The organism is Sphingomonas sp. Ell38C01 (assembly GCF_055231975.1).
Genome location: NZ_JBUYVA010000001.1, coordinates 18,515 through 42,996, shown reverse-complemented (window position 1 = coordinate 42,996; position 24,482 = coordinate 18,515). Strand labels below are relative to the sequence as shown.

The following is a 24,482-nucleotide window of genomic DNA, read 5'->3' as shown; positions in this document are numbered from 1 at the left end:
CATCAGCTAACTGCGCAAGAGGCTTTGAAGCAGCGCGGCATGCTCGGGCATGCGTTCGGCCGCGACGCGCTGCATTTCCGTCACAGCGACCTGTCGCGGCATGAGCAGGAGACCGTCGGCCGTCGGCCGTACGAAGAGCTGACCCCCGTTGCGAAGATCGTAGGCGTCGAGCAGCGACGGGGGTAGCATTACGGTCCCGTCAGCGCAGACCTCCATCGCCACCACCGGTGCCTGCTCTGTAGTGTCGGTGTCACGACCGATCCGTTTTGCACGCAGCAACACATTGTATGTGTGCTGGTAACGGATACCGAGAAAGGACGAGATATCGGTGGTGCTGAAGCCCGCTTCGTTCAGCGCCCTGATTTTGGCTGCCTTGGTGTCATGCTCGTCGGCGATCCTCGCCATCTCGTCGTGGTCCATCATTCCCTCCAGTGTCCGCGGTTATATACACTGGTGACCTTCCTCTGAGAAGGAGGGAGATCGCGAATGTCGCAGCAATCCGTTCAGCGATCGCTCGTCGTGACGATCCCGCAAGCGTTCAGCCCAGCGCGCAAGCTGTCGTCGAGCGGATACGGGCGCAGACCATTCTTGGTGATCTGGCCGACACGCTGCCCGCCTTCGCCGGGGAGACCGTAAGCGGGGGTGGCCGTTGCGGCACGAAAGACCAGTCCCTGGCCAGCGAGCATCTCGTCGAGGATCGCGCGGGCGGTTTGACCGCTGGCAACGGTACTGGTCGCGGAGGCTGAGGCTATGAGCCGCATCTGCTGGTCGACAAGGCCTTGGATCGCTGCATTTCCCTGTGGGATGGCGGATGCGGTTGCCCCCGCGGGGCTGTCGGCTGCGGCGAGGGTGCGGAACGGCCGGTCATCCACTCGCCAGACGATATCACCGGTCGGCAAGCGCACGCGGCCACCGCTACTCACTCCGACCAGCACGCCATGAACGCTGTTGTTCTCGACAAAGGGGTAGAGCGCACCGATGCGCGAGAAGCTGATGCCCGCTGCCTGATCCAAGGCGGCAACGATGCAGCTGGTGGCGCCGGTGATCGGATCACTGGTCCGCGTGACCTGCCACACCGGCCTTGGCGCCTTCTTTGCCTGCACCGCGTGAGCAAGAAGGGCGGAAGCCATCATGGCGACGATAACGCTCCTATGCATGGGCGGTCTCCAGCGCGATGAGTGCGTCGCGCAGCTGTTGGATGAGGAGGTCGAGGTGCGGCGTGGTGCCGCTTTCATCGTTGCTGCCGAAACGGACGGTGCGGGCTTCGAGGAAGGCGGTAATCCACAACTCTGTGGCATCGCCGGGCCAACGGCCGGTGGATCGCTGCCGGGCGCGTTGCTGGTCGAGGAACGCTGCCGGATCGCCCTCGCCGGTAAGCTCGAGCACGCGGTAGCCGTCGATCATGCCGGCGAGCGCCATGCCATCACCCCAGCCGGTTCCCGCAGGGATTTCTCTGAACCCGCCTTCGGCGACGTCCTGGAGCCACCTGGGTTCTGCGGGTACGTCGGGCCGCAGGCGGGAGTACAGGAACGCGAGCGGGTCTGCCGGCAGGCGGCCGAACAGCCGGTCGACGAGATGGCCGATATCCTCGAGCCGTTCGAAGCGGCGGGCTAAGATGACACGGTGGTCGGGGCGTTCGCCCTTGAGACCTTGCGCATTCCCGCGGCTGTGGCGTGCCACCTTGTGCCCCGGATCCGGAAGCGGTCGACCCGGCGCGCCGCCGAACCAGCGGATATCGCAGAAGCTGCGCGTTGCAGGATCGTAGGTCAGCCAGATCACGCAGCCCGAGGGCCGGCTGGCGAGCCGGCGGTGGATGGTGACGTCGCTGCGTTTGCCGCCGCGAGTCTTCACCTTGAGCTGGATGTGGCGCTGGATATCACCAGCCTCGAGAAGGACGTCATAACCGTCCTTGTCGACGCTGCTGTGCAGTTCGTCATAGTCGACGCAGCGGGCAAGCATTTCGGCGCCGATCTGTGCAAGCAGCAGATGCTCGAAAACATTCTCGCGCGCGGACGACTGGTGGGTGAGCTGGCGGGTGCGGCGGTGCACCTGGTCATGCCGTTGCGGTGCGCCGATGGAATTCAGGCCGGTCATGACGTCTCCTGTCTTAGGCGACGCCGTTGCCGATGACCTCGTTCGTCGCGCCTATGTCCTCTCGGAGCGACGGCCCGAAGCCGGATGTTGGAAACCTGCTAACACACAGGCGCATGCGCCTTTACCGGCGAGCCGGCTGGACATGCGCGCATGCCACCCGGCCCCGACTAAAGTCGTGACCGAGCAGTGTTAGAGGGGTTTCCACGCCCCGCCCCCCGGCTTTCACGAGGGGCAGCCGTGTAGTTGCTCTGCCCGGCACGGCAGGCAAGTGGAATGTGCGACCGGCACCGGAATAGTTCGGCCAATGCCCGGAAAGCCTGCTTCACATTCATCAGAGCCAAGCGATCGTGTTCGGCGACGAGGGCAGCCCGCAGACGCCAACAGGGCAGGGTGTCGAGAATCGAGCGAGCAGCGACACATGATCTCTTGCCCGAATCATATGTTCATGGTCTGTTCTGGATCATGCACAAGCTCAGCCCCATCTCGCTCGCCAGCATGATCCTCACCGCGCCCGGTTGGGTCCGGGTTGGGATAACCGCACCCAGCGAACGATTGCGGCAGGAAGCGGCGCTGGAACTGGCGATCGTGATCGTGGAGGAGCTGGAGCATCCCGCCCCGGTCCACGACCGGCGGCAGATCGCGCTGCCGCTGTAGATGGGCGCGAACCGGCGGTTCGAGACGCTCTTCGATCTGCATAAGATCGCCGCCAACGTCGAATGCCGCTGCGCGTGCGGGCATCGCTCGACGGTCGACGGCCAGAAGCTGACCCGGTGGTTCCTCGTCAATTGCTGGGATACCCGCATCAGCGCGGTCAGAGACCGCCTGCGGTGTCTGAAGTGTGGCGGGCGGCCCTATGAAATCCGACCGGCGAACACGCCGCCTACCGCCCCGGACCGGTTTCCGCGCGACGAGACCGCGTGGAAGCGCAAGATCAAGCGGCTTCGCGATTGAAGCAGCGGGATCGACGGTCAGCGGCAGCTATGCAATCCGGCAATTCAATGTGGTCGACCGCGCATCCGTATCACAGCTTCGCTGGCACATCGGCTCCGCCACGCTCATTCGCGTGACTGCGCGGTGATCGTAACGCCACGGTCGGGCGACCACTGCAGATTGTGGAGCCCGTCCGATATGGCTCGAATGGTTGACGATACAGGCATGTCCCTGAGAGCGGACCGTCTGCTTCTTGGAAAAACTGGTGGAACCCGGCCCGTCCGGTTTAGAGCTAGAGACAGCGTAAATGCGTTTTTGTTCATCTCTGAGGGAGGGGTGTGGAGTGTCTCTCAGTTGAGTTGCGCGACCCCACTGCGCGGGATGATCGCGTAGGGTGTGGTGGAAGTGACGAAACGAGCGCAGCGTGGCGGTTAAACGCTGCGGGAGACAGGCACGTCGATCATCAGTCGGAAACGGCCTCTTCGACGTAGAAGGGCCGAGCATCGTAGCGATCCATATTTGGGACGGTCCTGAAATCAAGCACGCTTACAGAGGCATGGCCAACCGCAGAGAGCATGCCGGCAGGCACGCCCAGTATGATCTTCATGATTGCGCGGATGACGCCACTATGCGTTACGACAAGTACTTCGCCTGGTATTGATGAGAGGCGCGCGAGACTGGCGCGCAGGCGAGCCTCGAATACCGACCAAGATTCGCCACCAGGTGGCGTGTGCTCACCCGAGCGCCAGCGAAAATAGGCCTGATCTTCGTTTGCAATGAGGTCGTCGATGAGACACCCGCTCCAGTTGCCCACATCAAATTCGCGCCACGAAGGATCCGGTTGGGCTGCAGTGTATCCTGCGAGCGCGGCAGTCTCGCGTGTCCGCGCCAGATCCGAGCAAAAGACGGAATTGAACTCCGTGTCCCGCAGATATCGCCCGAGAGCGACGGCCTGTTCACGGCCAAGGGCCGATAATGGCCGATCCGCATGACCTTGCAGCCGTCGCTCGGCGTTCCAGTCCGTCTGTGCATGTCGGACGAGAAAAAGCCGTTCCACCCTTACCCTCCGACTATTGCTCCGCTGGGCGCATGCCCGTTAGAGGCGGTTCACGCAATCGCCGTCGCGGCGCATCGGATCACACGAGCCCACTCATCGCATTCTGATGGCATATGCCGTGCGGGCTGCGTAAACTCATTCGAGATATGTGAGTCATGGTCGATGCGCCGCGCGCAGATATGGCCGGGGAAAGACAATAGTGAACCTACACGCATTACCCAGCTTTGGACGGGCGGCCGGGGGGATGGATAGCGAAGAGCTGCAACCCTACGATTATATGCAGCCGGTTGCGAAGAGTAATGCGTCAGACGATCCGCTATTTCACGAGCTCGTTGCTACGGCTGCGTTCAGCCGCCTGGCGGACATCCGCTTTCTCGGCGGCATCGATTATTTCCTCGTGCGCTATCCCAATGGTGCCCCCGGAAATCGCCGCTACACACGCATGCAGCACAGTCTGGGCGTCGCCAGGCTCGCCAAGCTCTACGCTGAGGTCAAGGGGCTGAGCCAGAAGGAAGGGCGTCTCGCCTGGGCCGCAGCACTTCTTCATGATGTCGGGCACGCCCCATTGTCTCACACGCTCGAAGGTGCGTTCAAACGCGCATTCGGCATCGATCATCATATCGCCGGTGCGGACATCATCCTAGGCCGCTCGCCCCATGGTCGCGAGATTACAGATATCTTGCTGGCATATGGCCTCGACCCCGAAGAAGTGCTTGCTATTGCGAGCGGTGAGCAAGACCGTTTTGACGGTTTTTTCAACGGTCCTATCAACTTCGATACGATCGAAGGCATCTTGCGGTCGTGGATGTATGTCAGGCCGCATCCGAACATGCTCAGCCCGGAAAAGGTCGTCCTCGCATCGATACATCGTGCTACACCCGCCGATATGCGGACCGTAGACAACTTCTGGGAATATAAGGATTACGCATATCGGTTCATAGTGCGCTCCGAATTCGGCGTGGCGTCCGATTACCTGTGCGAGGCTATAGTCTCGAGCAACATTCTTTGCCTCGAGCGCAATGACTATTTCCTGACCGAAAAACAGATATTCAGGAAGATTCCCGACCTAAAGAAATTGCTTCTCAACTTCGAATTGCGCTCACGGGCCACTCACAACGAGAAAAAGGAAATAGCGTACAAGGCCCGATTTTTCTCGGTGGATCATCGGTTTGACTTCTATTCCCGCAACGATAAAGCTCGATACACGCAGCGGAAGGAGGACAGGGTGATGAGGGCACCCGATCCCGCCACTGCCGACGATCTTCCTCGCCCCTCGCTGCCGGCGTCATTTCATGAACTCGACTTACGAGAAGACCACTGAGGCGTCCAACGCGGCGCTGGAGGCGCTGCGTAAATCGCTCGCACCGATCGTCCCGGCCAATGCGGTCGCGCTGACGTGCGGATCGTATGCCCGGCGTGAAGCCACGGCCGGCTCGGACCTAGATTTCTACGTCCTTGTTCCCGAGCTTGAACAGGCTGAACCCACATGGTTCGACGACGCAAAAACCGCGATCACGCAGATCGTCACGAAGCCGCCGGCTGCTGGCGGCGCCTTCGAGGCCCTCATTTCCAAAGATGAAATCCTCGCAAATTTCGGTGGGGACAAAGACGTCAACAAGACAATTACGAGGAGGATGCTATACCTTCTTGAAGGAGAGTATTTGACGAACGAGGCTGCGTTCAAGGATGTCAGGCGACAGATCATCGCGCGCTATGTGTCGGAGACGCGCGAAGATCATCACATTGCCCAGTATCTTCTGAACGACATTATTCGGTACTGGCGTACGATTACCGTAGATTATGCCTTTAAGACCCAGGAGGCGAACAAGCCTTGGGCAATCCGCAACATTAAACTCGTTTTCTCTCGCAAGCTTATTTACGCCAGCGGTCTCTTCAGTGTCGCGATGACCGCTGACCGGAGCCAGCAGGCGAAGATCGACATTCTCGAGGAGCTATTCTCGATGACGCCGTTGGACCGCCTAGTGCAAATTTGCGGAGAGAGTCGCACGCGCGAGCTATTAAACAGCTACAACATCTTTCTTGGACGGATCGATGATGAGGCGACGCGCCAGCATCTCGAGACCTTGAAAAAGGACAATCGCGACACCGACGAGATTTTTCGCGAATTGAAGAATGAAGGCTATCGTTTCGCGAGCGAACTGCTGATGGCGTTCGAGAAGACTTTCCATTCGACTCACCCCATCCACCGGGCTGTCCTCTTTTAAGGCTTGAAACGGACGATCTACTGACGAGGGGCGAACAGAGGCTCCTCTGCGAACATTGTGTTCGGCCTTAACGCTTATGTTCCGGTACCTGCCGCCGACCGTCAATCCGGCGGCACACCCGATCTCGTTCTTAATTTGTACCGTTTACACCGACCTTTCCGCACCCTAAGGTGTTGTCCGTCAACACCTTGGAGCGTCCCTTGTCCATCCTTTTCACGCCCGGGCAGGTGATGGCTGCGCTCTCGCTGAGCAAACAGCAATGGCGGACGTACCGCCATGCCTTACCTCCCCTCAATCTTGAGACGGGCCGTTCTGCCTGCTTCAATGCCGGCGATCTTCTGGCTGCGGCCGTCGTGCAGGCGGGAAGTGAAGCCCTCCAATCGCCGGTCTCGACATTCGGACCGGTGGCCAGCGCTTTGTTCGAACTTTGCAGTGCCGCTTCTTGGCCCAGGCTTGAGCGCGCCTACCTCGTACTCGTGCCCTCTCAGGGGCGGGCTCTGCTTGTCGAGCCCGAACAGAAGGTTCCTGTCCACTCGCTGGCGATCGTGATCGAACTGGCGCCGCTGGTCGCTCAATTACGCGAGCGTCTCATGGCTGCGGGCACCAGTCCCCAGCACGACTTTGCGTTTCCACCAATGGTTGCCGGTGGTCGGCCATGAATCTCGCGCGCGTCCTTGATCTGGTTGCCGAGGAGACCGCTGCGCTTGGGTATCGCGCAGACGCGGTGCGGCGCGGGTATGCCTATAGCGATGTCTGGGTTACCGCGGGCGGCACCCGCTCCGTACCTATGGTCGCTTTCACCCAGACGCCGCCGTCCTATCGATCGGCAGCGTTTGCGGTCGCCGAAGGATCGTCGGAGACCGCCCAGTTCCTGGTAGAAAGCCACCGTGCTCTGGGCGCGCCGCTCTTCTTCGTTGTCGAAGGAGACGATGTTTCCGCTTGGCAGGTTTTTGCGAGGCAGCAGCCAAGACTCCTGGAGCGGGTTCCCATCGACCACCTGCCGGAGATGTTCCAGCGGCATCGCGATGATTGGGCCCCCGACGTCATCCACCGCGCCAAGTCGATCGGTCGCGTCGATACTCGATATCAGTTGGACTTCGTCGATATCGGGCTGATCCCCGCAATCGAAGGGGAAATCCATATCAAGCTTGATAAGCTAATACGCGAGGCGGTCGCAGACGTCCGGCACGTAAACAATAACGACGCGATGCGCCTCCTGTTTCGCGGTGTCTTTCGCCTGCTTGCCGCCAAAATTCTGACCGATCGTCAGAATGGCCGCGCAGGGACTTGGGATGCGGACAACGTTGCGGACGTGTTGTCCGAGATGGGTGACTATTACGCGCTCGGCAACGACACGCAAATCTGGCCGGCCCGCACGCTGGAGATGCTGGATCCCGTCTGGAAGGCGTTCCGGGCGGGTTTTAACGTGGCGAACATCTCCGCTGACGATCTCGCCTATGTCTATGAGTCCACCTTAGTTACGCCCCAGGCGCGTGCGCAGTTTGGCACCCACAGTACCCCGCGACATGTCGCCGACTATATCTTGGATCGCTTCAGGCTCTGGGAGTTCGGCACGGAACCGCTCAACGTCTACGAGCCGTTCGCGGGTGCAGGCGTGTTCCTTGGCTCGGCGCTCCGCCAGATGCGCGATGGTCTGCCCCATGACTGGAGTGACAAACGGCGCCACGACTTGCTTATCAAGCACATTGGCGGTGCCGAGATCGATCCCTTCGCGTGCGAGGTGGCCAAGCTCTCGCTTATCCTGGCCGACTATCCTAACGCAAATGGGTGGAAGATCCAGGAGAAGGATCTGCTCGTCGCGAGCGCATTGGGCGCCTGCATTGAGGGCCAGGACGTCATATTGTGCAACCCGCCATTTGAAGCGTTTACGCGCGACGAGCGGACGAAATATCCAGAAGCTTATGCGATTGACGGTTCGAAGGCCGTCTTCGCGCTCGAGACCGCCTTGCGTGCCAAGCCGAGAATGCTGGGCTTCGTCGTGCCAAACACGCTGCTGGTCGATCGTCGATATCGCTCGCAGCGTCGTGCGGTCGAACAACTTTACGGGGAAGTCGAACTCGTCTCGTTACCTGACGGCGTCTTCAATGTCTCGCAGCTCGACACGGCGCTCCTGATCGCGCGCGACCTGCGCCAACCAGGCGCGTCGCAGCGCGTGCGGTCGAGCGCCGTGTATGACGCCGACAAGAAGCGCTTTGCGGTTGACCGCATTCCCTCGCACATCTCGGAGGAAACACGTGAGGTTTCGGCGACAGCGGATGGAACCCTCTGGTCGCCTCCGTTGCAGCATGTGTGGAGCGCGCTCAGTGATTTGCCGACCCTTGGTTCCCTCGTGCACGGACATTGGGGCCTTCGGTGGCATGGCCAATTCAAGGTCACGCCGCGAGTATTCGACACTTCGGGATCCGATCGCGTTCCCGGCTTTATGGACAGCCGCGCGCTCGATCAATTTGTTCTTGGATCGCACCGGTATCTCGACGCATCGAGCGGCGCTATCCGTTGGGGGGGCGGTTATCCCTGGCACGCGCCCAAGATCTTGGCGAATGCCGGTCGACTGAGCCGCGGGTATTGGCGGCTCGCAGCGGCGGTAGATCGTCAGGGACGCCACGCTTCGCAGCAGTTTATTGTATTCTGGCCGACGCCTGATCACTCCAATGTCGATCTGGATGCCGTCGCTGCGTTGCTGAACGGTCCTGTTATCAACGCGTTTCTCACCGAACATTCCTTCGACAAACGCTTCCGTATCCGCACCCTCGAAAATGCGCCCGTCCCGGCTCGGATTCCCGCGGCGCTCGGCGACCTCAGTCGTGCCTATACGGCCGCCGCGCAGCGCCCCGACACCAGCCCCGAGGAACTCGCCAAGCTTCTCGCGGCGGTCGATGCTGCCACTCTCGAGGCTTATGATCTCGATGCTGACCTGATGGACGATCTCAAGGCTGCTCTCGGTGCAAACGAGCGGGCAGTGCGAGGTGTGTCGTCGAAGCGTCGATCGAGAAGGTCTGGAGGGAGTGTTGGCCGATCGGCCCTGCCGCTTTTCCTCGGCAACTCAATCGAGGAAGACCGGGGCGAAGATTTGGGTGTCGCGCTGACCGATGAGGAAGCAGATCGCCAATTGCAGTCGCTTGCCACCGCTCTTTCCGTAGAGCGATGGGCGGGTCCTCTCATGAACGCGCGGGATCTGCGCGAGAAGTTGGGTATATCGCCAGGGTCACTCGATTCATGGGCCCAGAGCAGAAAGGTTGTCAGCTTCGCCGACGACAAGGGAGTGACGCTCTTCCCTCTGGCTCAATTTGTCGGGGCCGCGCCCGCGGAAGGCTTGGACCGGGTGGTTGCTGAGATCGGTGACGCGCGCGTCGCATGGCTTTGGCTTACTCAGCCCGTCGCCGGGCGAGCCCAAGAAACGCCTTTGGGGATACTCAAGGCGCGTGGCCTCAGCGAGCTGCGCTCCCTACTCGACCGCGACTTTCGCTGACAGGATATGATGCTGGCGGCAGATGCACTGACCAAGGTCACATCTACCTTCTTGCCGAGGTCGTACCAGCGCATTTTTCCAATCGGACATATTGCTACGCCGCTCGGCACCGGGCCCGGAAAAGCAAGGTTCAGTAGTGTGGATGGCAGTTTCCACACCCTTTATGCTGCTGCGTCGCTCGCGACAGCCATTGCGGAAACGATAATTCGGGATCGCTTTGAATGCGTCCCGGAGCGCTGTCTTTTCAGTTCTGAACTGACCGGTTCCAGCGTTGCGTCGCTCACCGCAATAGCGCCGCTCAATCTTGTCGATCTACGGACCGACGGCTGCTTTCAGCTAGGCTTATCAACGGATGTTGCCGGTGCGAAAGGCCATATCGACGGATGGGCCGCCTCCCGTGAGGTTGCCCAATACGTGCACGATCAAACTGCTCTCGACGGCTTTCTCTACCGATCACGTCTCACGGGTACGCACTGTATTGCCGTCTTCGACCGCGCCATTCCGGGAAAGCTGATCGCGGGAACCGGTCGGCCGCTTGTCTCCGCGGGAAACCTCCGGAAAGCTCTGGAAGAGCTATGCGTTCAGATCATTAGATAGCTGTGACTCAGCTACGCTGCCCTGAGTTTTTGTATGCTGCCTCCCTACTATTGAGCCGTTGCCAGTCTGGCTTGCCAAAAATAGCCGTGAGATCAAGCTGAACGAATGTCCGAAACTGGGGAGCGGGAAGGGCGGCGTGAATGTCTACAACTGGGTCTCGGAGCACGCGAATGGGCGGGGCAGCTCTCGACCAACATGCGTCATTCGCGGTTCTGCCTCGGACGGCTGCTTCTACCACAACCTACCGTTCGCACAGCGCAAGGCCGTCCGACAGCAACGCGGCGCATATCGGTCATTCGGCCAGTCACCGGCTGATCTTGAAACTGCCGTTCGTTCATCGCGATCGCTGCGCACGATGGAACGGCTGGGTTTGGGGACTTTCCTACCAGTCAGCTCTCAGGACTGGAACGGTCTAAAGCCGCCGGTGCGGGATTTCACAACCGTACGAGACTGTTGAAAAACGGCTGCTTGCGAAAGGGCCGGAGGCGTGATTCACTCCTACCAGGCGGTAAGGAATAACGAACATGATGGGTCGGCAGGTGGCGCAAGGCGCACTGTTCTACGGGTTCCGCCTGGACGATCATGTGCCTGCCGACCACCTGCTGCGACGCATCGACGGGCTGCTCGACTTCGGCTTCGTGCGCGAGGCGCTGGCGGCGAGCTACAGCACGAGCGGGCGGCCCTCGATCGATCCGGAACTGATGCTCAGGATGCTGTTGATCGGCTACTTGTTCGGCATCCGTTCGGAACGCCGCCTGTGCGAGGAGGTGCATCTCAACCTCGCCTATCGTTGGTTTTGCCGGCTCGATCTGCCCGACCGGGTGCCCGACCATTCCACCTTCTCCAAGAACCGGCACGGCCGCTTCCGCGCTTGCGACCTGCATCGTCTGCTGTTCGAGCAGGTGGTCGCTCGGTGCGCCGCGGCCGGGCTGGTGGCGGGGCGCGACCTGGCGGTGGACGGCAGCACGATCATGGCCGACGCCAGCCGCGAGAAGAAACTGAAGGGAGCCGATGCCGCGGACGAGCTTCGTGCCGGGGACAGCATATCGCGACCGGTCGCTGAATATCTGGCAGCGCTCGACGCCGCGTTGCCGCCAGATCCCGACGAACCTGCGCCCGTCATTCCAACCAGCATCTCGCCGACCGACCCGCAGGCGGCGCTCACTTGCAAGCACGGGCCGGCGCGCTACGCATACGCCATCAACCCGCTGCTCGACCTCGATACCGACTGCATCCTCGATGTGGAGGCGACGCCGGCGCGCTTCTCGTCCGAGGTTGCGGCAACCCGGACACTGGTGTCGCGTGCTGGCACCATGCTGGGCATCGCACCCGAAAGCCTTGCGGCTGACAAGGCGTATGGCAGCGGCCCGTTGCTTGGCTGGCTAATCGACCGAAAAATCATTCCGTACATCCCGGTCATCGACCGCAGCCGCCAGCGCGACGCCTTCTTCACACATGATGCCTTTTGCTATGATCGCGAGGCCGATGCGTATCGTTGCCCGGCGGACAAGCCGCTCGGCTATTGCGGCACCAGACGCGCCAGCCAGGTTCGCGTGTACCGAAGCCATGTCGCCGATTGTGCTGGCTGCGAACTGAAGCCCCAATGCACCGTCAGCCGGAAACGCAGCATCACCCGCCTCGTCAGCGAGGATGCCCGCGATACCGTCCGCGCCCTTGCTGGCACCGACGCCTATGTGCACGCGCGGCGTCGAAGACAGCGGATCGAGCGCGTGTTCGGCCATCTGAAACGCAATCTGGGGCTACGAACGCTCAAGCTGCGGGGCCTCGCCGGGGCAGCCGAAGAGTTCACCATGGCTGCCGCAGCATACAACCTTCAGCTGCTGGCCCGGCAGGCCGCGCCGGCCTGATACGTGGCGCATCCTCCGGTGTACGGCGTCACCAGCCATCCGCCAGGCCGATCTCACGCCAGCCTTTTTCAACGGTCTCGGTCGGTTTTGCGGCTGCAGATCCAACCACGGTTTTCCAAAAGTTTGCGTGTGTCAGAAACCCTGTTCAGAATGTCAGCTTCCAAGATCGGCCACGTAGCTCGGCTACGTCTGCCTTTAGTCGCTTCCGGCCCGGCGGCTTTAGGCAAGGTCGCGCCGATCAGCGACGACGTTATGGCAGCTATTGGCCGGTCAGCGTGCGAAACTCGTCGATCGGCTACCGGCCAAATCTCTGTCGTTCTGCGGTGCCGGTCAGGCAGACGCCGAATGTCGGCTCTTGGCGACATCTGCCGTTCGACACGTCGCCGGTGAACGGCAGAAATGTCCCAAACCAAGCCATTCCGACCCGCGTTCCTCGACATGAACGAGCGACCGAAGTTGGGAAGGCGGAATGGGCCTGCGAGTGTCGACTATTGTGAAGGAAATCGGGCACCGGCAGGTGTACGATATCCTCCAAAGCAGGAAGCCGCGTCCCCCGAGTGATCACCTATGCTCTCCATCTCCATCGTTTCGTCGAAGCTCATAGCCGGTGCCCCTCTAGGATGGCGTCGACACGCCCGGAGAGGTCGCCGATGATCTCCGCTACGCCGTTGAGGGCCATCGTGGCGTCGTGATCCGCGACGATCGTTCGGGCGCACAGCTTGGCAACCGCCGCAGCGTGCACCAGTCGGCGCGCCAGGGCGTCGAGCGCTTCTCGTTCACCCGGCGTCATGCGCCGAACCCCGGCTGGTCATACGCCGCGGTCAGGAACAGCGCCGCCGACTGGTCGATCACGTAGCCGGGCGGGTCGCTGGCCTCCGCGTCCGCGTCATCGCCGACAAGCGCACCGGTGTAACGGTCGTGCCGCTCCCAGAAGGCCCGCGCATTCGGGTGCACGGGCCCCGACTCAATGCGGTCGTCGCCAGCCGCACAACAGTCGCTGTCGTCGTCTTCTCGATCAGGGTCGCCGTCGCGATCGTCGAGGCGCGCGATCAGCGCGTCGACCGCCGCCTCGATCTCGTTGCGCTCGAGGGCGTCGACCATTCGCATGAACTGCGCCACGCGGGGCGGGATCGCAGGGGTGAAGGTCAAGCCCTCAAGCATCGTCCATCCCCTCGGCTGCGAGGGCGGCGGCGATATACCGCTCGACGCGCGCTGCGGTCGACGGGTCGACCCTCTCCCCGGCGCGCAGCTTGCGGACCAGTCCGAAGTCGCCCGCCGCCGCGCGGCCGAACGTGCCCGCGGTCGTCTCGGTCAGCGCAAGGTAATCCTCCACGCGGGCGCGCAGCGGGTCCGGCCGCGGCGTGCTGGGCAGCAGCGCGGGGGTAGGGGGGATCTGCCGCGAGGGCGGATTCGTCCTGAAATGGTGCATGTTTCGTCTTTCGAGAACGGCTTTCTACGGCCGATCCAGGTGGCGGACCTGGAGCCGGGGGGTAGAAACCTGCTCGAAAAACAGGCCGGCAGCTTTTACGCTTTCGCGCTGGACATGGCGTACCGCCCCCGGCCATAAGGGCCAGGTTGCGACACGCCGCCAAGCGTGAGCGCGGCGATCCCGCCAAGGATCGCGTCGCTGCCGAAGCCCTCGCCAAAGGGTCAGGCAGCCAATTTCGAGCCGGGTTTCTACGCCCACGGCTATGTTGCACCTATGTAATTCGAAGCGCAAGCATCCTCCGCCAAGGGGATCGCTTCCGCGCGCCGGTTTTCCGGCTCACCCTAGCGCAGCAGCGCAGTCCGAGGCAGAAAGGGGCATGACAAGCCGCCTGGACCCCGAGGAAACCCATCGCATCCTGATCCGGTCGTTTTGGGGGTACGGGCTGGCCGCGGTTGTGCTGACCTTTTTTGTGGCACCCTTGCTGAAATTCGTCGATCCGAATGGCTTCTCGTTGTCGGGTCTGATGCTCGCGGCCTCCCTTGCGATCCTCTATGGCGTTCTGAGCGATGGCAGTCATCGAAGCGTGAAGGGCGGGCTAGGAATGCTTGCTGGAATTGCTCTTGCGCTCACCGGGTGGATTGGGGCCATCAATGTAACGGGTTCCGCAAGGTCGGCTTCCGCGGCGAACGACCGGCGCTGCCTCGCCATCCAGCGCGATATGCTGTCCGCCCGCCCCCGCCGATCGGACGGACCCGATCTATTCCAGGCGCTCGGTTGCCGGCCGCAAGGGGAGGGAAGCGTCTACGCGCCGCCGCCGAAGCGCGCCGGCCTAAGGCCCCCCGCTCAACAGTCGCCCAGCCGGGCCCTGCCTTTGCCGCAACGTAGCTAGGACGACGAATGACCGACCGAATTGGCCATCCACTATCTTCGGTGCCGTCTTGCCCTCATTGCGGGATCAGTACCCCGAATATCGGGATGCTCTCCCGGCCCAAGGATAGTATAAGGGGAAGGGTTACCAACGTTCGGCGCAGATGGGCGCTTTACGCCTGCGAAGCTTGCGCTGGGGCGGTCGTTGTCGAGGGGGCTCTCGACGGAACCGACAACCCGATCATTATCGACGTCTGGCCAATTGCAAAGACGGCGCATGAGGACCTCCCAGAGACCGCGCGCCGCTATCTCGATCAAGCCTATCGGACGTTAGCGGCCCCCGATGCCGCCGCGGTCATGGCTGGCAGCGCCGTCGACGCGATGCTCAAGGAGCTCGGGTATCGGGAGGGATCGGTCTACGCGCGGATCGATAGAGCGCTTGCCGATCGCCACCTCACGGAAGGGATGGCCACGTGGGCGCACTCGGTGCGCCTCGGGGCGAACCGTCCGCGCCACGCTGACGGGGACAATCCTCATGTCTCCCCACAGGAAGCCCAGCAGGCAGTCGATTTCGTCGAGGCGCTGGGCAATTTTCTGTTCGTTCTCACTGCACGGATCCAGCGGGGGATCGCCGCCGCCGGCGGGGACGGCTGACCGACGACAGTTTATTTTCACAGCGAAGGGTTAGCCTAAGGGGCGAACGCGGTTCCGGCGGCCCTCCTGTGGGAAAACGGTTCCCAAGGTGTGAGGGGCTCCAGATGGAGCACCCACTATGCGTATCTACAAAAACCTCTTGACCCGTGAAGTTTTCGCATCTACAAATACCTCTATGGACATCACGTTCGACCCCGCGAAGAACGAAGCGAACATCGCCAAGCATGGCCTGTCCTTCGCGGACTTTGCCGGGTTCGACGCGACGCCCCATGTCGCCGAAGATGATCGCTACGACTATGGCGAGACGCGCTACCGCGCGATCGGCCGAATCGACGGCGAGGGGCGCGTTCTGGTCTTCACGATCCGTGACGATGAGGTCCGCGCGATCAGCCTGCGGCGTGCGCGTGAGAAGGAGATGCGCCGGTATGAATAAGCCGCTTCCCCCCGTCGACTATGACGATAACCCCGAATGGACGGACGAGACGTTCGCTCGCGCGCGGCCGGCGGACCAGGTGTTGCCTGCCGCCGTCGCCGCCGCGTTGGTCAAGTCGAAGGGTGGTCGCCCGCGCGGTTCGACCAAGGAACAGGTGTCGCTGCGGGTCGACGTTGACGTGTTGCAGCGGTTCCGCGCGACCGGCCCCGGCTGGCAGTCGAGGATGAATGAAGCCCTGAAAGCGGCGAGCGCCCAGCTTGGCCGGTAGGCGGATTTCCTATCCTATCCTACGCAACTGCGGCGGGTAGGGTCCGGCCGCACCGGGATGGCCGGATCAGGTCGCCCACGGTGTCCGGCCACCGGTGCAGGATCTTGGGGAAGATCGCGTTGCGCCGCACCGTGGCGAGCTCGACGTGCCCGCCGACGAAGTAGCCGCCCTCCGGCCACTCGACCGAGCGCTGGCGCTCCATCAGCTCGACGATCGCGCCGTCGAACTCGCACGCGTCGGCGTCGAACGGCAGGTCAGGCGTCACGACCTCGTCGACCTGTGACCAGGTGCCCGGCTGGTACTCCCCCCAATGCGGCATGGGCTTCGTCGACAGCATCCAGCCCTGAGGCTCGTCGTTCCGATCGGACCATAGCGCGACGTAGATCTGCAAATGCGGGTCCGTCGCCGGCGCGTTCGCCAACGCTTCGAGGTTGGCGAGATAGATGTCCGTGGCAACCGCCGGCAGCGCTGCCATGGCCAGCGCCTGGCTATCCACCCCGCGACCGAGCAACCGGATTGCAATCTGGCCAATCGACGCGCACCCGCTCAGCGCGATGGCCATTCGGTAGGCGCCGATGGTCAACAGCTTCGGCGCGATCGACAGGATCCGGCCGGACGTATCGAACATCGCCCCGTCGGTGATGATGTGCGCGGCGTCGTGCCGCACGAAGAGGTTCACGGCCGTCATCGTTTCGTTCTCCGAATGCGCGCGGTGGGCGGCGCGCGGCCGAATGCGATCGGGATGCCCGTTTCCCTCGCGATCGTGAATTTGGTGGCGGACCCGGCCCCGAGGCTCCCTTTCGGAGCGGTTGCCGCCGCGGCGAGGGCCAGCACCCCACTCACCGCGCTGGCGATCGTGCCGACGAGAGTGATCGTGCTGGCGGCTCCGGCGAGCCCGGCGCCGAGCAGCCCCGTGCCCGCCACCGCGCCGACGCCGGTTGCGATCAGGCCTACGGCGCCGATAATCATCGCGGCCTTTGCGAGCCCCTTACTCACGGAAGGTCACCCGCCACGCCGCCTCCCATTCGATGATCTGGATTACTTCCGCCGCTGGCCACGATTCGTGAAACCCGAGCGCCCGGCCATTCGAAAGCTGGACCGCCAGCGCTCCAAGGTCGTTGTCCGCCGGCCATGCGACGATGTCGCCCTCGACCGCCGCAGCGGCCGGGATCCGCTCAAGCCCCAGCGCGTCGATGGCCTCGACCATGTTCGCGCAACCGCGCTCCCGTAGCCGCCGGCGCGCTGTCAGCGCCGATCGGTAGGAGCCGGCTGGCGGCATGACGACACGGTGGCCGAATCGCCGAAGGTGCGACGCCGCGAGGCGCGCGCAGTCAACCTTGCCCCACTGAAACGGCTTGCCCTTCCAATGATCGAGCGTCGCTTGCGTCGCTGCCGTTCGTCGGACCGCTATCGGGATCTCGCCCACGCCGCTCTCCGAACTGTTGGGCTGCCGACGACGATCGCGGAGACGGCATCGTCGGCTTTCGGCCCACCCAAGGCCGCCGCGTCAGGATGTCCCGGCGCCGATGCGCCAGCGCGGTCCTGATCGTCGCGGATATCCGCAACGGCGCGATCGACAACGGCACCGGCACTGCGACCCTGCTCGAGATCGCACGCGCGTTCGCGCAACGTCCGCGTCCGCGCCGCTCGGTCGTCTTCGCGCTGTGGACGGCCGAGGAAAAGGGGCTGCTCGGCGCCTATTGGTACGCGGATCACCCCGTGCTGCCGCTGGCGACGACGGCGGCGCAATTCAACCTCGATCCTCACGTCGTCCTCGGCCGCACCCGCGACCTGGAACTGATCGGAGTCGGGCGCACGCCGATGGAGGCCGACCTCGCCCGCGCCGCCGCGGCGCAGGGGCTTCGCGTCGTGCCGGAGGAGAACACCGAGGCAGGGTGGTATTATCGCTCGGACCACTATGCTTTCGCGCAGAAGGGCGTGCCCGGCGTCTATTTCCGCGCCGGCCGCAATCTCGTGAAGGGCGGGGTGGCGGCGGGCGAGCGTGAGCGCGCGCGCTACAACGCCGAATGCTACCACCAGACCTGCGACGAATTCGACGGCAGATGGGACATGACCGGAGCGGCACAGGAGGGCAGCGTCGCCTACGCGCTCGGTCGGGAGATCGCCGATGGGCGGAACTGGCCGGGCTGGAACGGGACGGAGCCGTTCGCCGCAGAGCGCGCAAGGACCGCCGACCGGCGGCGCTGACGACGCTTGGCCAGATCCGAATATTTTCACGCCCGAATGACCGCGATATTGATCGCGCCGTTTCGGTCTGTCAGATTGCCGCCATGCGCTCCCTTTCATTGGCGATTTTGCTTCTCTCCCTTGTCGCCATCCCCGGCTCTGCGGAGCCGCCCGTTGCGACTGAGGACGCGGCGACACTCGCAGCGACGCGTGCTGCGCTGGTGCGTGTCGATATGCGCCCGGACGAAAGCTATTTGACCGCCGAAGAGCGCAAGGTCGTCAACCTGCTCAACTTGGCTGCGGACGAGCTGAATCACGTCTACCTGCGCCAGAACGGAGACAGCAACCCAGCGGTTCGGGCGGCGATCGCGGCATCCGCGCGTCCCGACAGAGCGCGCCTGCTTGCGATGTTCGACCTGATGGCCGGCCCCTGGGATCGTCTCAACGGTGACGCTCCGTTCTGGGATACCCGCCGCCCAGCCCCTGGCGGCGGCTATTATCCCGAGGATCTCACCAAAGCCGAACTCGACGCCTATCTCGCCGTTCATCCCGCCGAAAGGGACGCATTGCTCAACGCCTATACTGTTGTGCGACGTTCGGGTGGGAAGTTGATCGCGATCCCCTATTCGAAATATTATGCGCAGTGGCTGGAACCTGCAGCGAAGCTGCTTGATCAGGCGGCGGCGACAACGTCGAACGCTAGTCTCAGGACTTTTCTGTCGCTGCGCGCGAAGGCCTTTCGGACTGACGACTATTTCCAGTCTGAGCTCGCATGGATGGATGTGAAGGGCACGCCGATCGAAGTGACAATCGGACCCTATGAGAGCTACCGTGACGAACTCTACGGACAGAAGGCCGCGTTCGAAGCATTCGTCACCCTGCGCAATCCCAGGGCTTCGGCGGCGCTAGATAGGTACAAGCACTACCTGCGCGACATGGAAGCCAACCTGCCGGTAGCGGGGCGCTACAAGAACTTCCAGCGCGGTTTCGAGTCCCCCATCGCCGTCGTCGACCAGATCTATAGCGGTGGCGAATCCAAGGCGGGAATTCAAACTGCGGCCTTCAACCTTCCCAATGATGAACGCGTGCGGGAAGCGAAGGGCGCGAAGAAGGTTCTCCTCGCCAATGTCATCGGCGCCAAGTTCGACCGTATCGTCGCGCCGATGGGCAATCTCGTGTTGGCGACCGATCAGGCTGCCTGGGTCTCCAAGGAGCAGATGCTGAACCACGCGCTCTTCCACGAACTGTCGCACAGCCTTGGACCCGGCACGATCGTCAAGGGCGGGCGCAAGACCAGCGTCGCTGCCGAGTTGAAAGAGCAGTTCTCGGGCCTTGAGGAATGTAAGGCGGACGTGTTGGGTGTGTGGAATATCCTCTTCATGATGAAGAAGGGCGAGCTTGCGGAGGCCGACCGGCCAAAGCTCTATGCGACCTACCTTGTCCAGCTCTTCCGGTTCATGCGCTACGGGCTGGGGGAAGCCCATGCCAAAGGTGCGGCGGCGCAGTACGCTTTCCTGCGTGAGCATGGCGCGGTGGTCTGGGATGCGACGGCAAAGCGCTTTCGCGTCGACCCGAACAAGATGGACCAGGCAATTGGCGATCTTGTCGCAACCATCGTCAAGCTGCAGGGCGATGGTGATTATGAGGGGGTGAAAGCCTTCTATGCCCGTTACTCTAAGCTCGACTCCGATGCGCAGGCCGTAATTGTCACAATGAAGGCGTTACCGGTCGATGTCGAACCAATCTACGCACTGCAAATCTGACCGCAAGATCCGGGGTGGCGTCGGGACGTCCACTTTGTTGAAAATAGCCGTTCAATGCTCAACTGCGAGTGACTGTTCATTCCCACTTCACGTCGTTCCGCGCCGGCCTCCGCGGCTCCTCGGGGCTTGACCAATTCACATGAACGAACGGGCGAAGTTGGGAAGCGCAACAACGCCGCTGAATGGCGGGAAGTGGGTCGTTGCGGCGACCTCGGTGCTGGCTAGCATCACTGGACATGGAAACGCTTTCGGATCGCCAACCCGAGCAAAAACAGTAAGATTACACCTATAAAAGACTCGATCGTAGAGAGGATCCTGATTAGCAATAACATTGGCGCGCCAAGTGACGCGAAGCGCTCCGGCATTGTCTTTAGTGCCCAGGACCCAAATGGTAGAAATATGTTGCCCAAAGCGAGGGTCGTGGACTCTGTTGCCCGATCTAATTGGAAAGTTGCTGGTGAGAAGCTCAGAAGAGCTGATGCATCAGAGATAATTGCGCTAAAAGCTAGCATCATAACGACAATCAACCCGGCTAGCCATGCTAGAGGTTTCCGCAACGACACACCGTACCCGCTTGTCCAATCATATAAACGCGATACAAGCTTTTCTGCGCCCCCAATGTCAGACTGCGCTCGGCGAATGGTAAGTTCGAACCGCGTTAAAAGCATTGCCTCAAATCGATCATCGGTCTGGCTGCGAAGCTGCTTAAGCGCTCTACACCCGTTTTCAGCCTGCCGAAGCCTAAAGTCGCGCCTTTTTATATATGAAACCTCTTCTGTACCCGCTTGATCTCGTGGCGATGATAGGTCTGCCTTGGCAGCACATTCAGCGAGTTGAATGGTTTGACTTATCAATGGCTCAACCGTCGCTTCCAAAACATTGTCGAAGCGCGCGCCCCGTTCGATGCGCGCACCGTCGAATGCTGCAATGAAACAGTGGTCGAGGCCTCTAAAATCCACAGACCCACCGAATCGAGTCCGATCGAAAGCTGAAAACCAATACTCTGGCCGCTCAATATCAAGTATCAATCCATCAAAAGCAGACACTCCATCGATAGTCGATCCAGAGAACGTGAGGCAACCTTGAACAGTAACCTTTTGATAGGAAAGCCTGTCTTCAAAAATAACATTTTCGAAGTTCGCTTGCCGAGAAAAAACTATCAAGGAAAAAGTAGCGGTCTTAACAAATCGACTATCTTTGAAGCTCGCCTCCGCATGGAAGCGAGATCGTGTGAAATCTGCTTCGTGGCGGCATTGCAAATTCGAGGCATCGAAAGGGCCGCGAAAAATGTTATGCGCGAGATAAAGAGTGTGCTCAAATATCGAGCGGTGCAGCGTAAAAGAACCGGCATATATGTTGCCGGCGAAGATGGCGGCTCCTACGTTGGAGCATGTTACGAGTGATACATCGCTTAAGAACAGGCTATCTTCAATAGAAAATGCAGCGCCAAACGTCCGTCCGCTAAGATCAACTGATGCAATGAGCGCCATCTGCCGACCGACTGCAAACAGCGGCTCCTTCAGATCATCAGGCAGAGGGAGTTCATTGAGGATGCATCCATCCAATATTGCTCGACCGTCCAGTGCTCTGGGCTCCCAATAGAACCGCAAAGATCCGTCGGATAGCAGTTCCTTTCTCGGTTTTCCCTCGGTCGCGACTCCGGACGCGATCCGCATTTTCACAATTTGTCGGAGCAAGAGCGATCGCTCGTCGTCGACGTCGGATTTCCAAGTTACCGTCCCATCCTCAAGCAAAGGGGGCACATGAGCAATGTGCCAGACCCCATTGCCTTCTCGGGATCCGTCGACAGACCATAATTCTCCCTGATCCCAGAGATCATCGTCTGTTCTGACAGAGCCGTCCGGTGCGCGGCGCCAATAATCTGCGAGGGAAATGCCTTGGGCGGCTTCGGCGCCCTTCGGTACCCGGTGGTGACTGTTGAGTGCTCCCCACGAATAGTCAGCTTTTCGCCACTCGGCCCACCAACCGGAGATTTCTTCATCCATCGACCGGCCGACACCCCAGATCTGCTCCGTTTCCCATGGTATGGACATCACTACACGCGCCGCCTGCCGTCAAGCTCTGACGAACCTGGCAGCTCTTCACTTAGCAGGTTCGTGGCTCGCAGGAATTGCTCACACAGCAGGTTTTCTTACCTTAACAAGCGGCCGCTTTCTGGAAGCGTTGCGGGCAACGTGAATGACCAATGATGGGTCCACCTGCCGCGATTACGCCGCGACAGGTGGGCTTAAAATGCGAGCGACAGCAATATTTCGCCTATTGGCCGAGTGGAGGTGGGCTTCGGTACGCCTCCGCCCTATTTTGCTTTTGTTTCCGCGATGTAGCGGTTGACCTGCTCCTCCAGCACCGCGAGCGGCAGAGCGCCTTGGCTCAGCACCGCTTCGTGAAAGTCGCGGATGTCAAATTTGGGGCCGAGCTCCTGTTCCGCCCGCTTGCGCAGCTCGGCGATCTTGAGCTGCCCGACCATGTAGCTGGTCGCCTGGCCCGGCCAGTTGAAATACCGGTCGACTTCCCGCCCGATGTCCTTTTCCGACACCGAGCTGTTCGCCTTAAAATAGCTGACGGCCTGTTCGCGCGTCCACCGCTTGGAATGAATCCCAGTGTCGAGCACCAGCCGAATTGCGCGCCAGACCTGAAGCGACAGCATGCCGAACCGCGCATAGGGGTCCTTGTACCCGCCCATTTCATTCGCCAGCCGCTCCGAATACAGGCCCCATCCCTCGATATAGGCACCGTAGAAGCCAAATTTGCGAAACTTGGGGATGCCGGTCATCTCCTGCTGACGCGCCTTCTGGAAATGATGGCCCGGAGCGCCCTCATGCGCGGCAATGGCGGCGACCTGCACCTTCTGCGTTTGGTTCATGTCGACCAAATTGACGTAATAGATCCCCGGCCTCGATCCATCGGCGGAGGGCGGATTGTAGAATGCGGTCGAAGCAGTGCCTTCGCGCCACTTCTCAACCGCGCGCACTTCCAATGGTGCCTTGGGCAGGACACGGAAATAGCGCGGGGCGGCGACCATCACCGACGCGATCACTGCACGGGCATCCGCCAGATACTGCTCGCGGCCGGCAATGGTGTTCGGATATTTGAATTTGGGATCGGTACGGATGGTGTCGAAGAACTGCTCCAGCGTGCCGGTGAAGCCGACCTCCCGCTTGATCGCCTCCATCTCCTGACGGATCGCCGCGACCTGACGCAGGCCGAGTTCATGGATCTGGTCGGCGGTCAGGTCGGTCGTCGTCGAATCTTTCAGCCGGTCCGCATAATAGGCTGCGCCGTTCGGAAGGCTCCACGCGCCGAAATTGCCCTTGGACAGCGGCTCGATCGCATCCAGCGCCGCGAAAAGCTTGTCGTAGCCGCGGCGGAAGGGCCCGGTCAGCGCTGCGCTGGCGTCAGCCAGAAGCTTCGCCTTAGTCGCCTCGGGCACTTTTAACGCGCTCACCTTCTTGCGGAAATCAGCCATGACGGTGGAATCGGGGCCATCGTCGAACGGCACGCCCGTGATCACCGCCTTCGCATCGGCGCGCGCAGGAGCGAAATTAACCTTGTTGGGGATGATTCCCGCAGCCGCTTGCGCCCGCATCGTCGCAGCGACCTCGCGCATCACGCGCTCGGTATCGCGCAGGCGGGAGATGTAAGCCTCGGCATCAGCGACGCTGTCGACCTTGTGGTTGTTGATCAGCAGCACAGGGATCTTGCCCGCCGGACTGCCGTTGGTCGACACGGGGAAACGCAGATTGCGAAACCGGAAGGACTCGCCCTCGCGCTCGACCTGATATTCGAACAGGCGATAACTAACCCGCGCGCTATCCCCCAGTTGCTCGGGCCGGAACTGAGCTCGCATCGCCTTCAACTGCCGCTCGGCCAGCGCCCGCGCTCGCACGGCGGCGGCATCGGTGTAATCGTCGAGCTTGCCGTAGTTGGTCTTGAAGCCGAGCTGCGTCTGGCTCTCCGGGCTGAGCGCCAGCTGCTCGTCATATGCGCGGTCGAGGAATTGCAGCAGCGCGGCGTCCTGGGCCTGGGTGGCGGCTGCCGCTGGAGCGGCCTGAAGCGGCATTGGCGCGCTCGCCTGCATCAGCGGGGTCAGGGGAAAAATCATGAGGGCGAAGGCAAGACGCATCGAATACTCCTAGGCGAGTCCAGATCTTCGGTTGCTCTCCGGCGTCTTGAAGGTGACTAAGCCGGACACGATTGTTTATACGGACCTCCCTCGTGCGGTCGAGGTCCAGACAGGTCATAATCGTCACTGACGAACCATCAGATCTGTAGCTGCTGCGGGAGGTACTCCCAATCGGTCACGATATCGAGGCAGATTGGCTGAAGCTGACCAAAGCGAGCCTCGCCAGATCACGGTTCGTCAACGAGCAGGTGATCTCGGCGTTGCTGACCGGCGCTTGAATTCTGCCGGGTATTGCCGCCGCCCGACGGATGATACTTAAAAGCACGAACTACGACGATCGGGACGTCGGCAGACGCCCATCGCCGCCCTAAGCCGGACAGGGCACCCTACACCAGATTGCGACAGTCCCGGATGGAAGCCGGCGCAGAAAACCGCGCATAGTGGATGATGAATGAGCGTCCGAAGTTCGGAAGCGG

At 61.6% G+C, this 24,482-nt stretch carries 26 protein-coding genes; 14 read left to right on the top strand and 12 right to left on the bottom strand.

Features of this window, described 5'->3' with window-relative positions:
- Positions 1-6 precede the first annotated feature (6 nt).
- From ACV7NO_RS00215 to ACV7NO_RS00205, 3 genes are all read right to left on the bottom strand, one after another.
- Entirely contained in the window at positions 7-420 is a 414-nt protein-coding gene (locus tag ACV7NO_RS00215) for a hypothetical protein (protein WP_463404029.1), read from the bottom strand.
- An 83-nt stretch (positions 421-503) separates the two neighbouring features.
- Complete coding sequence (locus ACV7NO_RS00210) at positions 504-1,157, bottom strand: hypothetical protein (protein WP_463404028.1); 654 nt, start codon at positions 1,155-1,157, stop codon at positions 504-506.
- A complete protein-coding gene (locus ACV7NO_RS00205) occupies positions 1,150-2,094 on the bottom strand; it encodes a hypothetical protein (RefSeq protein ID WP_463404027.1) in 945 nt (314 codons plus the stop codon). Before ACV7NO_RS00205 ends, ACV7NO_RS00210 begins: the two co-directional genes overlap by 8 nt.
- Positions 2,095-2,556: 462 nt before the next feature.
- On the opposite strand from ACV7NO_RS00205, the gene ACV7NO_RS00200 reads away from it, so the two are divergent.
- Positions 2,557-2,748 (top strand): DUF6771 family protein, encoded by a 192-nt coding sequence (locus ACV7NO_RS00200; protein WP_463404026.1) that lies wholly within the window; start codon positions 2,557-2,559, stop codon positions 2,746-2,748.
- Positions 2,749-3,045 carry a hypothetical protein gene (locus ACV7NO_RS00195; RefSeq protein ID WP_463404025.1) on the top strand — a complete coding sequence of 99 codons (297 nt, stop codon included), beginning with the start codon at positions 2,749-2,751 and terminating at the stop codon, positions 3,043-3,045.
- 442 nt (positions 3,046-3,487) lie between these two features.
- On the opposite strand, the gene ACV7NO_RS00190 is transcribed toward ACV7NO_RS00195, so the two are convergent.
- A complete protein-coding gene (locus ACV7NO_RS00190) occupies positions 3,488-4,081 on the bottom strand; it encodes a histidine phosphatase family protein (RefSeq protein WP_463404024.1) in 594 nt (197 codons plus the stop codon).
- A gap of 244 nt (positions 4,082-4,325) precedes the next feature.
- Here ACV7NO_RS00190 and ACV7NO_RS00185 point away from each other — a divergent pair, with 244 nt between their 5' ends.
- From ACV7NO_RS00185 to ACV7NO_RS00160, 6 genes are all read left to right on the top strand, one after another.
- A complete protein-coding gene (locus ACV7NO_RS00185; protein ID WP_463404023.1) occupies positions 4,326-5,402 on the top strand; it encodes an HD domain-containing protein in 1,077 nt (358 codons plus the stop codon).
- Complete coding sequence (locus tag ACV7NO_RS00180; protein ID WP_463404022.1) at positions 5,374-6,306, top strand: hypothetical protein; 933 nt, start codon at positions 5,374-5,376, stop codon at positions 6,304-6,306. The genes ACV7NO_RS00185 and ACV7NO_RS00180 overlap by 29 nt, the downstream gene beginning before the upstream one ends.
- A 173-nt stretch (positions 6,307-6,479) precedes the next feature.
- Complete coding sequence (locus ACV7NO_RS00175) at positions 6,480-6,965, top strand: hypothetical protein (RefSeq protein ID WP_463404021.1); 486 nt, start codon at positions 6,480-6,482, stop codon at positions 6,963-6,965.
- The gene (locus ACV7NO_RS00170) at positions 6,962-9,796 is read left to right on the top strand and encodes a DNA methyltransferase family protein (RefSeq protein ID WP_463404020.1); all 2,835 of its coding nucleotides are present in this window, start codon (positions 6,962-6,964) and stop codon (positions 9,794-9,796) included. Before ACV7NO_RS00175 ends, ACV7NO_RS00170 begins: the two co-directional genes overlap by 4 nt.
- Positions 9,797-9,805: 9 nt before the next feature.
- Positions 9,806-10,393 carry an RES family NAD+ phosphorylase gene (locus ACV7NO_RS00165; protein WP_463404019.1) on the top strand — a complete coding sequence of 196 codons (588 nt, stop codon included), beginning with the start codon at positions 9,806-9,808 and terminating at the stop codon, positions 10,391-10,393.
- Positions 10,394-10,917: 524 nt separating this feature from the next.
- A complete protein-coding gene (locus ACV7NO_RS00160; protein ID WP_463404018.1) occupies positions 10,918-12,261 on the top strand; it encodes an IS1182 family transposase in 1,344 nt (447 codons plus the stop codon).
- A 598-nt stretch (positions 12,262-12,859) separates the two neighbouring features.
- On the opposite strand, the gene ACV7NO_RS00155 is transcribed toward ACV7NO_RS00160, so the two are convergent.
- From ACV7NO_RS00155 to ACV7NO_RS00145, 3 genes are read right to left on the bottom strand one after another with little or no spacing between them, the layout of a single operon-like run.
- A complete protein-coding gene (locus tag ACV7NO_RS00155) occupies positions 12,860-13,051 on the bottom strand; it encodes a hypothetical protein (protein ID WP_463404017.1) in 192 nt (63 codons plus the stop codon).
- Positions 13,048-13,380: a hypothetical protein gene (locus ACV7NO_RS00150; protein WP_463404016.1), complete on the bottom strand. Its 333-nt coding sequence runs from the start codon at positions 13,378-13,380 to the stop codon at positions 13,048-13,050. The genes ACV7NO_RS00155 and ACV7NO_RS00150 overlap by 4 nt, the downstream gene beginning before the upstream one ends.
- Before the next feature lie 34 nt (positions 13,381-13,414).
- Entirely contained in the window at positions 13,415-13,690 is a 276-nt protein-coding gene (locus ACV7NO_RS00145; RefSeq protein ID WP_463404015.1) for a hypothetical protein, read from the bottom strand.
- 376 nt (positions 13,691-14,066) lie between these two features.
- Between ACV7NO_RS00145 and ACV7NO_RS00140 the strand changes: the two genes are divergently transcribed.
- The 4 genes from ACV7NO_RS00140 to ACV7NO_RS00125 all read left to right on the top strand — a co-directional run bounded on the left by ACV7NO_RS00140 (position 14,067) and on the right by ACV7NO_RS00125 (position 15,912).
- On the top strand, positions 14,067-14,579 hold the full coding sequence (locus tag ACV7NO_RS00140; protein WP_463404014.1) for a hypothetical protein: 513 nt from the start codon (positions 14,067-14,069) through the stop codon (positions 14,577-14,579).
- An 86-nt stretch (positions 14,580-14,665) separates the two neighbouring features.
- On the top strand, positions 14,666-15,211 hold the full coding sequence (locus ACV7NO_RS00135) for a DUF4145 domain-containing protein (RefSeq protein ID WP_463404013.1): 546 nt from the start codon (positions 14,666-14,668) through the stop codon (positions 15,209-15,211).
- Between the two features lie 175 nt (positions 15,212-15,386).
- The gene (locus tag ACV7NO_RS00130) at positions 15,387-15,644 is read left to right on the top strand and encodes a BrnT family toxin (protein ID WP_463404012.1); all 258 of its coding nucleotides are present in this window, start codon (positions 15,387-15,389) and stop codon (positions 15,642-15,644) included.
- Positions 15,637-15,912: a BrnA antitoxin family protein gene (locus ACV7NO_RS00125; protein WP_463404011.1), complete on the top strand. Its 276-nt coding sequence runs from the start codon at positions 15,637-15,639 to the stop codon at positions 15,910-15,912. The genes ACV7NO_RS00130 and ACV7NO_RS00125 overlap by 8 nt, the downstream gene beginning before the upstream one ends.
- Positions 15,913-15,931: 19 nt before the next feature.
- On the opposite strand, the gene ACV7NO_RS00120 is transcribed toward ACV7NO_RS00125, so the two are convergent.
- The 3 genes from ACV7NO_RS00120 to ACV7NO_RS00110 are packed head-to-tail and all read right to left on the bottom strand — an operon-like array spanning position 15,932 to position 17,338.
- A complete protein-coding gene (locus tag ACV7NO_RS00120; protein WP_463404010.1) occupies positions 15,932-16,600 on the bottom strand; it encodes a hypothetical protein in 669 nt (222 codons plus the stop codon).
- Complete coding sequence (locus tag ACV7NO_RS00115) at positions 16,597-16,881, bottom strand: hypothetical protein (protein WP_463404009.1); 285 nt, start codon at positions 16,879-16,881, stop codon at positions 16,597-16,599. The genes ACV7NO_RS00120 and ACV7NO_RS00115 overlap by 4 nt, the downstream gene beginning before the upstream one ends.
- 19 nt (positions 16,882-16,900) lie before the next feature.
- Positions 16,901-17,338, bottom strand: coding sequence for a DUF6950 family protein (locus ACV7NO_RS00110; protein WP_463404008.1), 438 nt, complete (start codon positions 17,336-17,338; stop codon positions 16,901-16,903).
- 86 nt (positions 17,339-17,424) lie between these two features.
- Here ACV7NO_RS00110 and ACV7NO_RS00105 point away from each other — a divergent pair, with 86 nt between their 5' ends.
- On the top strand, positions 17,425-18,120 hold the full coding sequence (locus tag ACV7NO_RS00105; RefSeq protein ID WP_463404007.1) for a M20/M25/M40 family metallo-hydrolase: 696 nt from the start codon (positions 17,425-17,427) through the stop codon (positions 18,118-18,120).
- An 83-nt stretch (positions 18,121-18,203) separates the two neighbouring features.
- Positions 18,204-19,862, top strand: a complete 1,659-nt coding sequence (locus ACV7NO_RS00100) for a dipeptidyl-peptidase 3 family protein (protein ID WP_463404006.1) — start codon at positions 18,204-18,206, stop codon at positions 19,860-19,862.
- Between the two features lie 227 nt (positions 19,863-20,089).
- Here the strand turns inward: ACV7NO_RS00100 and ACV7NO_RS00095 are convergent, their stop codons facing one another.
- Together ACV7NO_RS00095 and ACV7NO_RS00090 are read right to left on the bottom strand one after the other, a co-directional pair.
- On the bottom strand, positions 20,090-21,868 hold the full coding sequence (locus ACV7NO_RS00095; RefSeq protein WP_463404005.1) for a pentapeptide repeat-containing protein: 1,779 nt from the start codon (positions 21,866-21,868) through the stop codon (positions 20,090-20,092).
- A gap of 311 nt (positions 21,869-22,179) precedes the next feature.
- Positions 22,180-24,006, bottom strand: coding sequence for a DUF885 domain-containing protein (locus ACV7NO_RS00090; RefSeq protein ID WP_463404004.1), 1,827 nt, complete (start codon positions 24,004-24,006; stop codon positions 22,180-22,182).
- Positions 24,007-24,482: the final 476 nt, after the last annotated feature.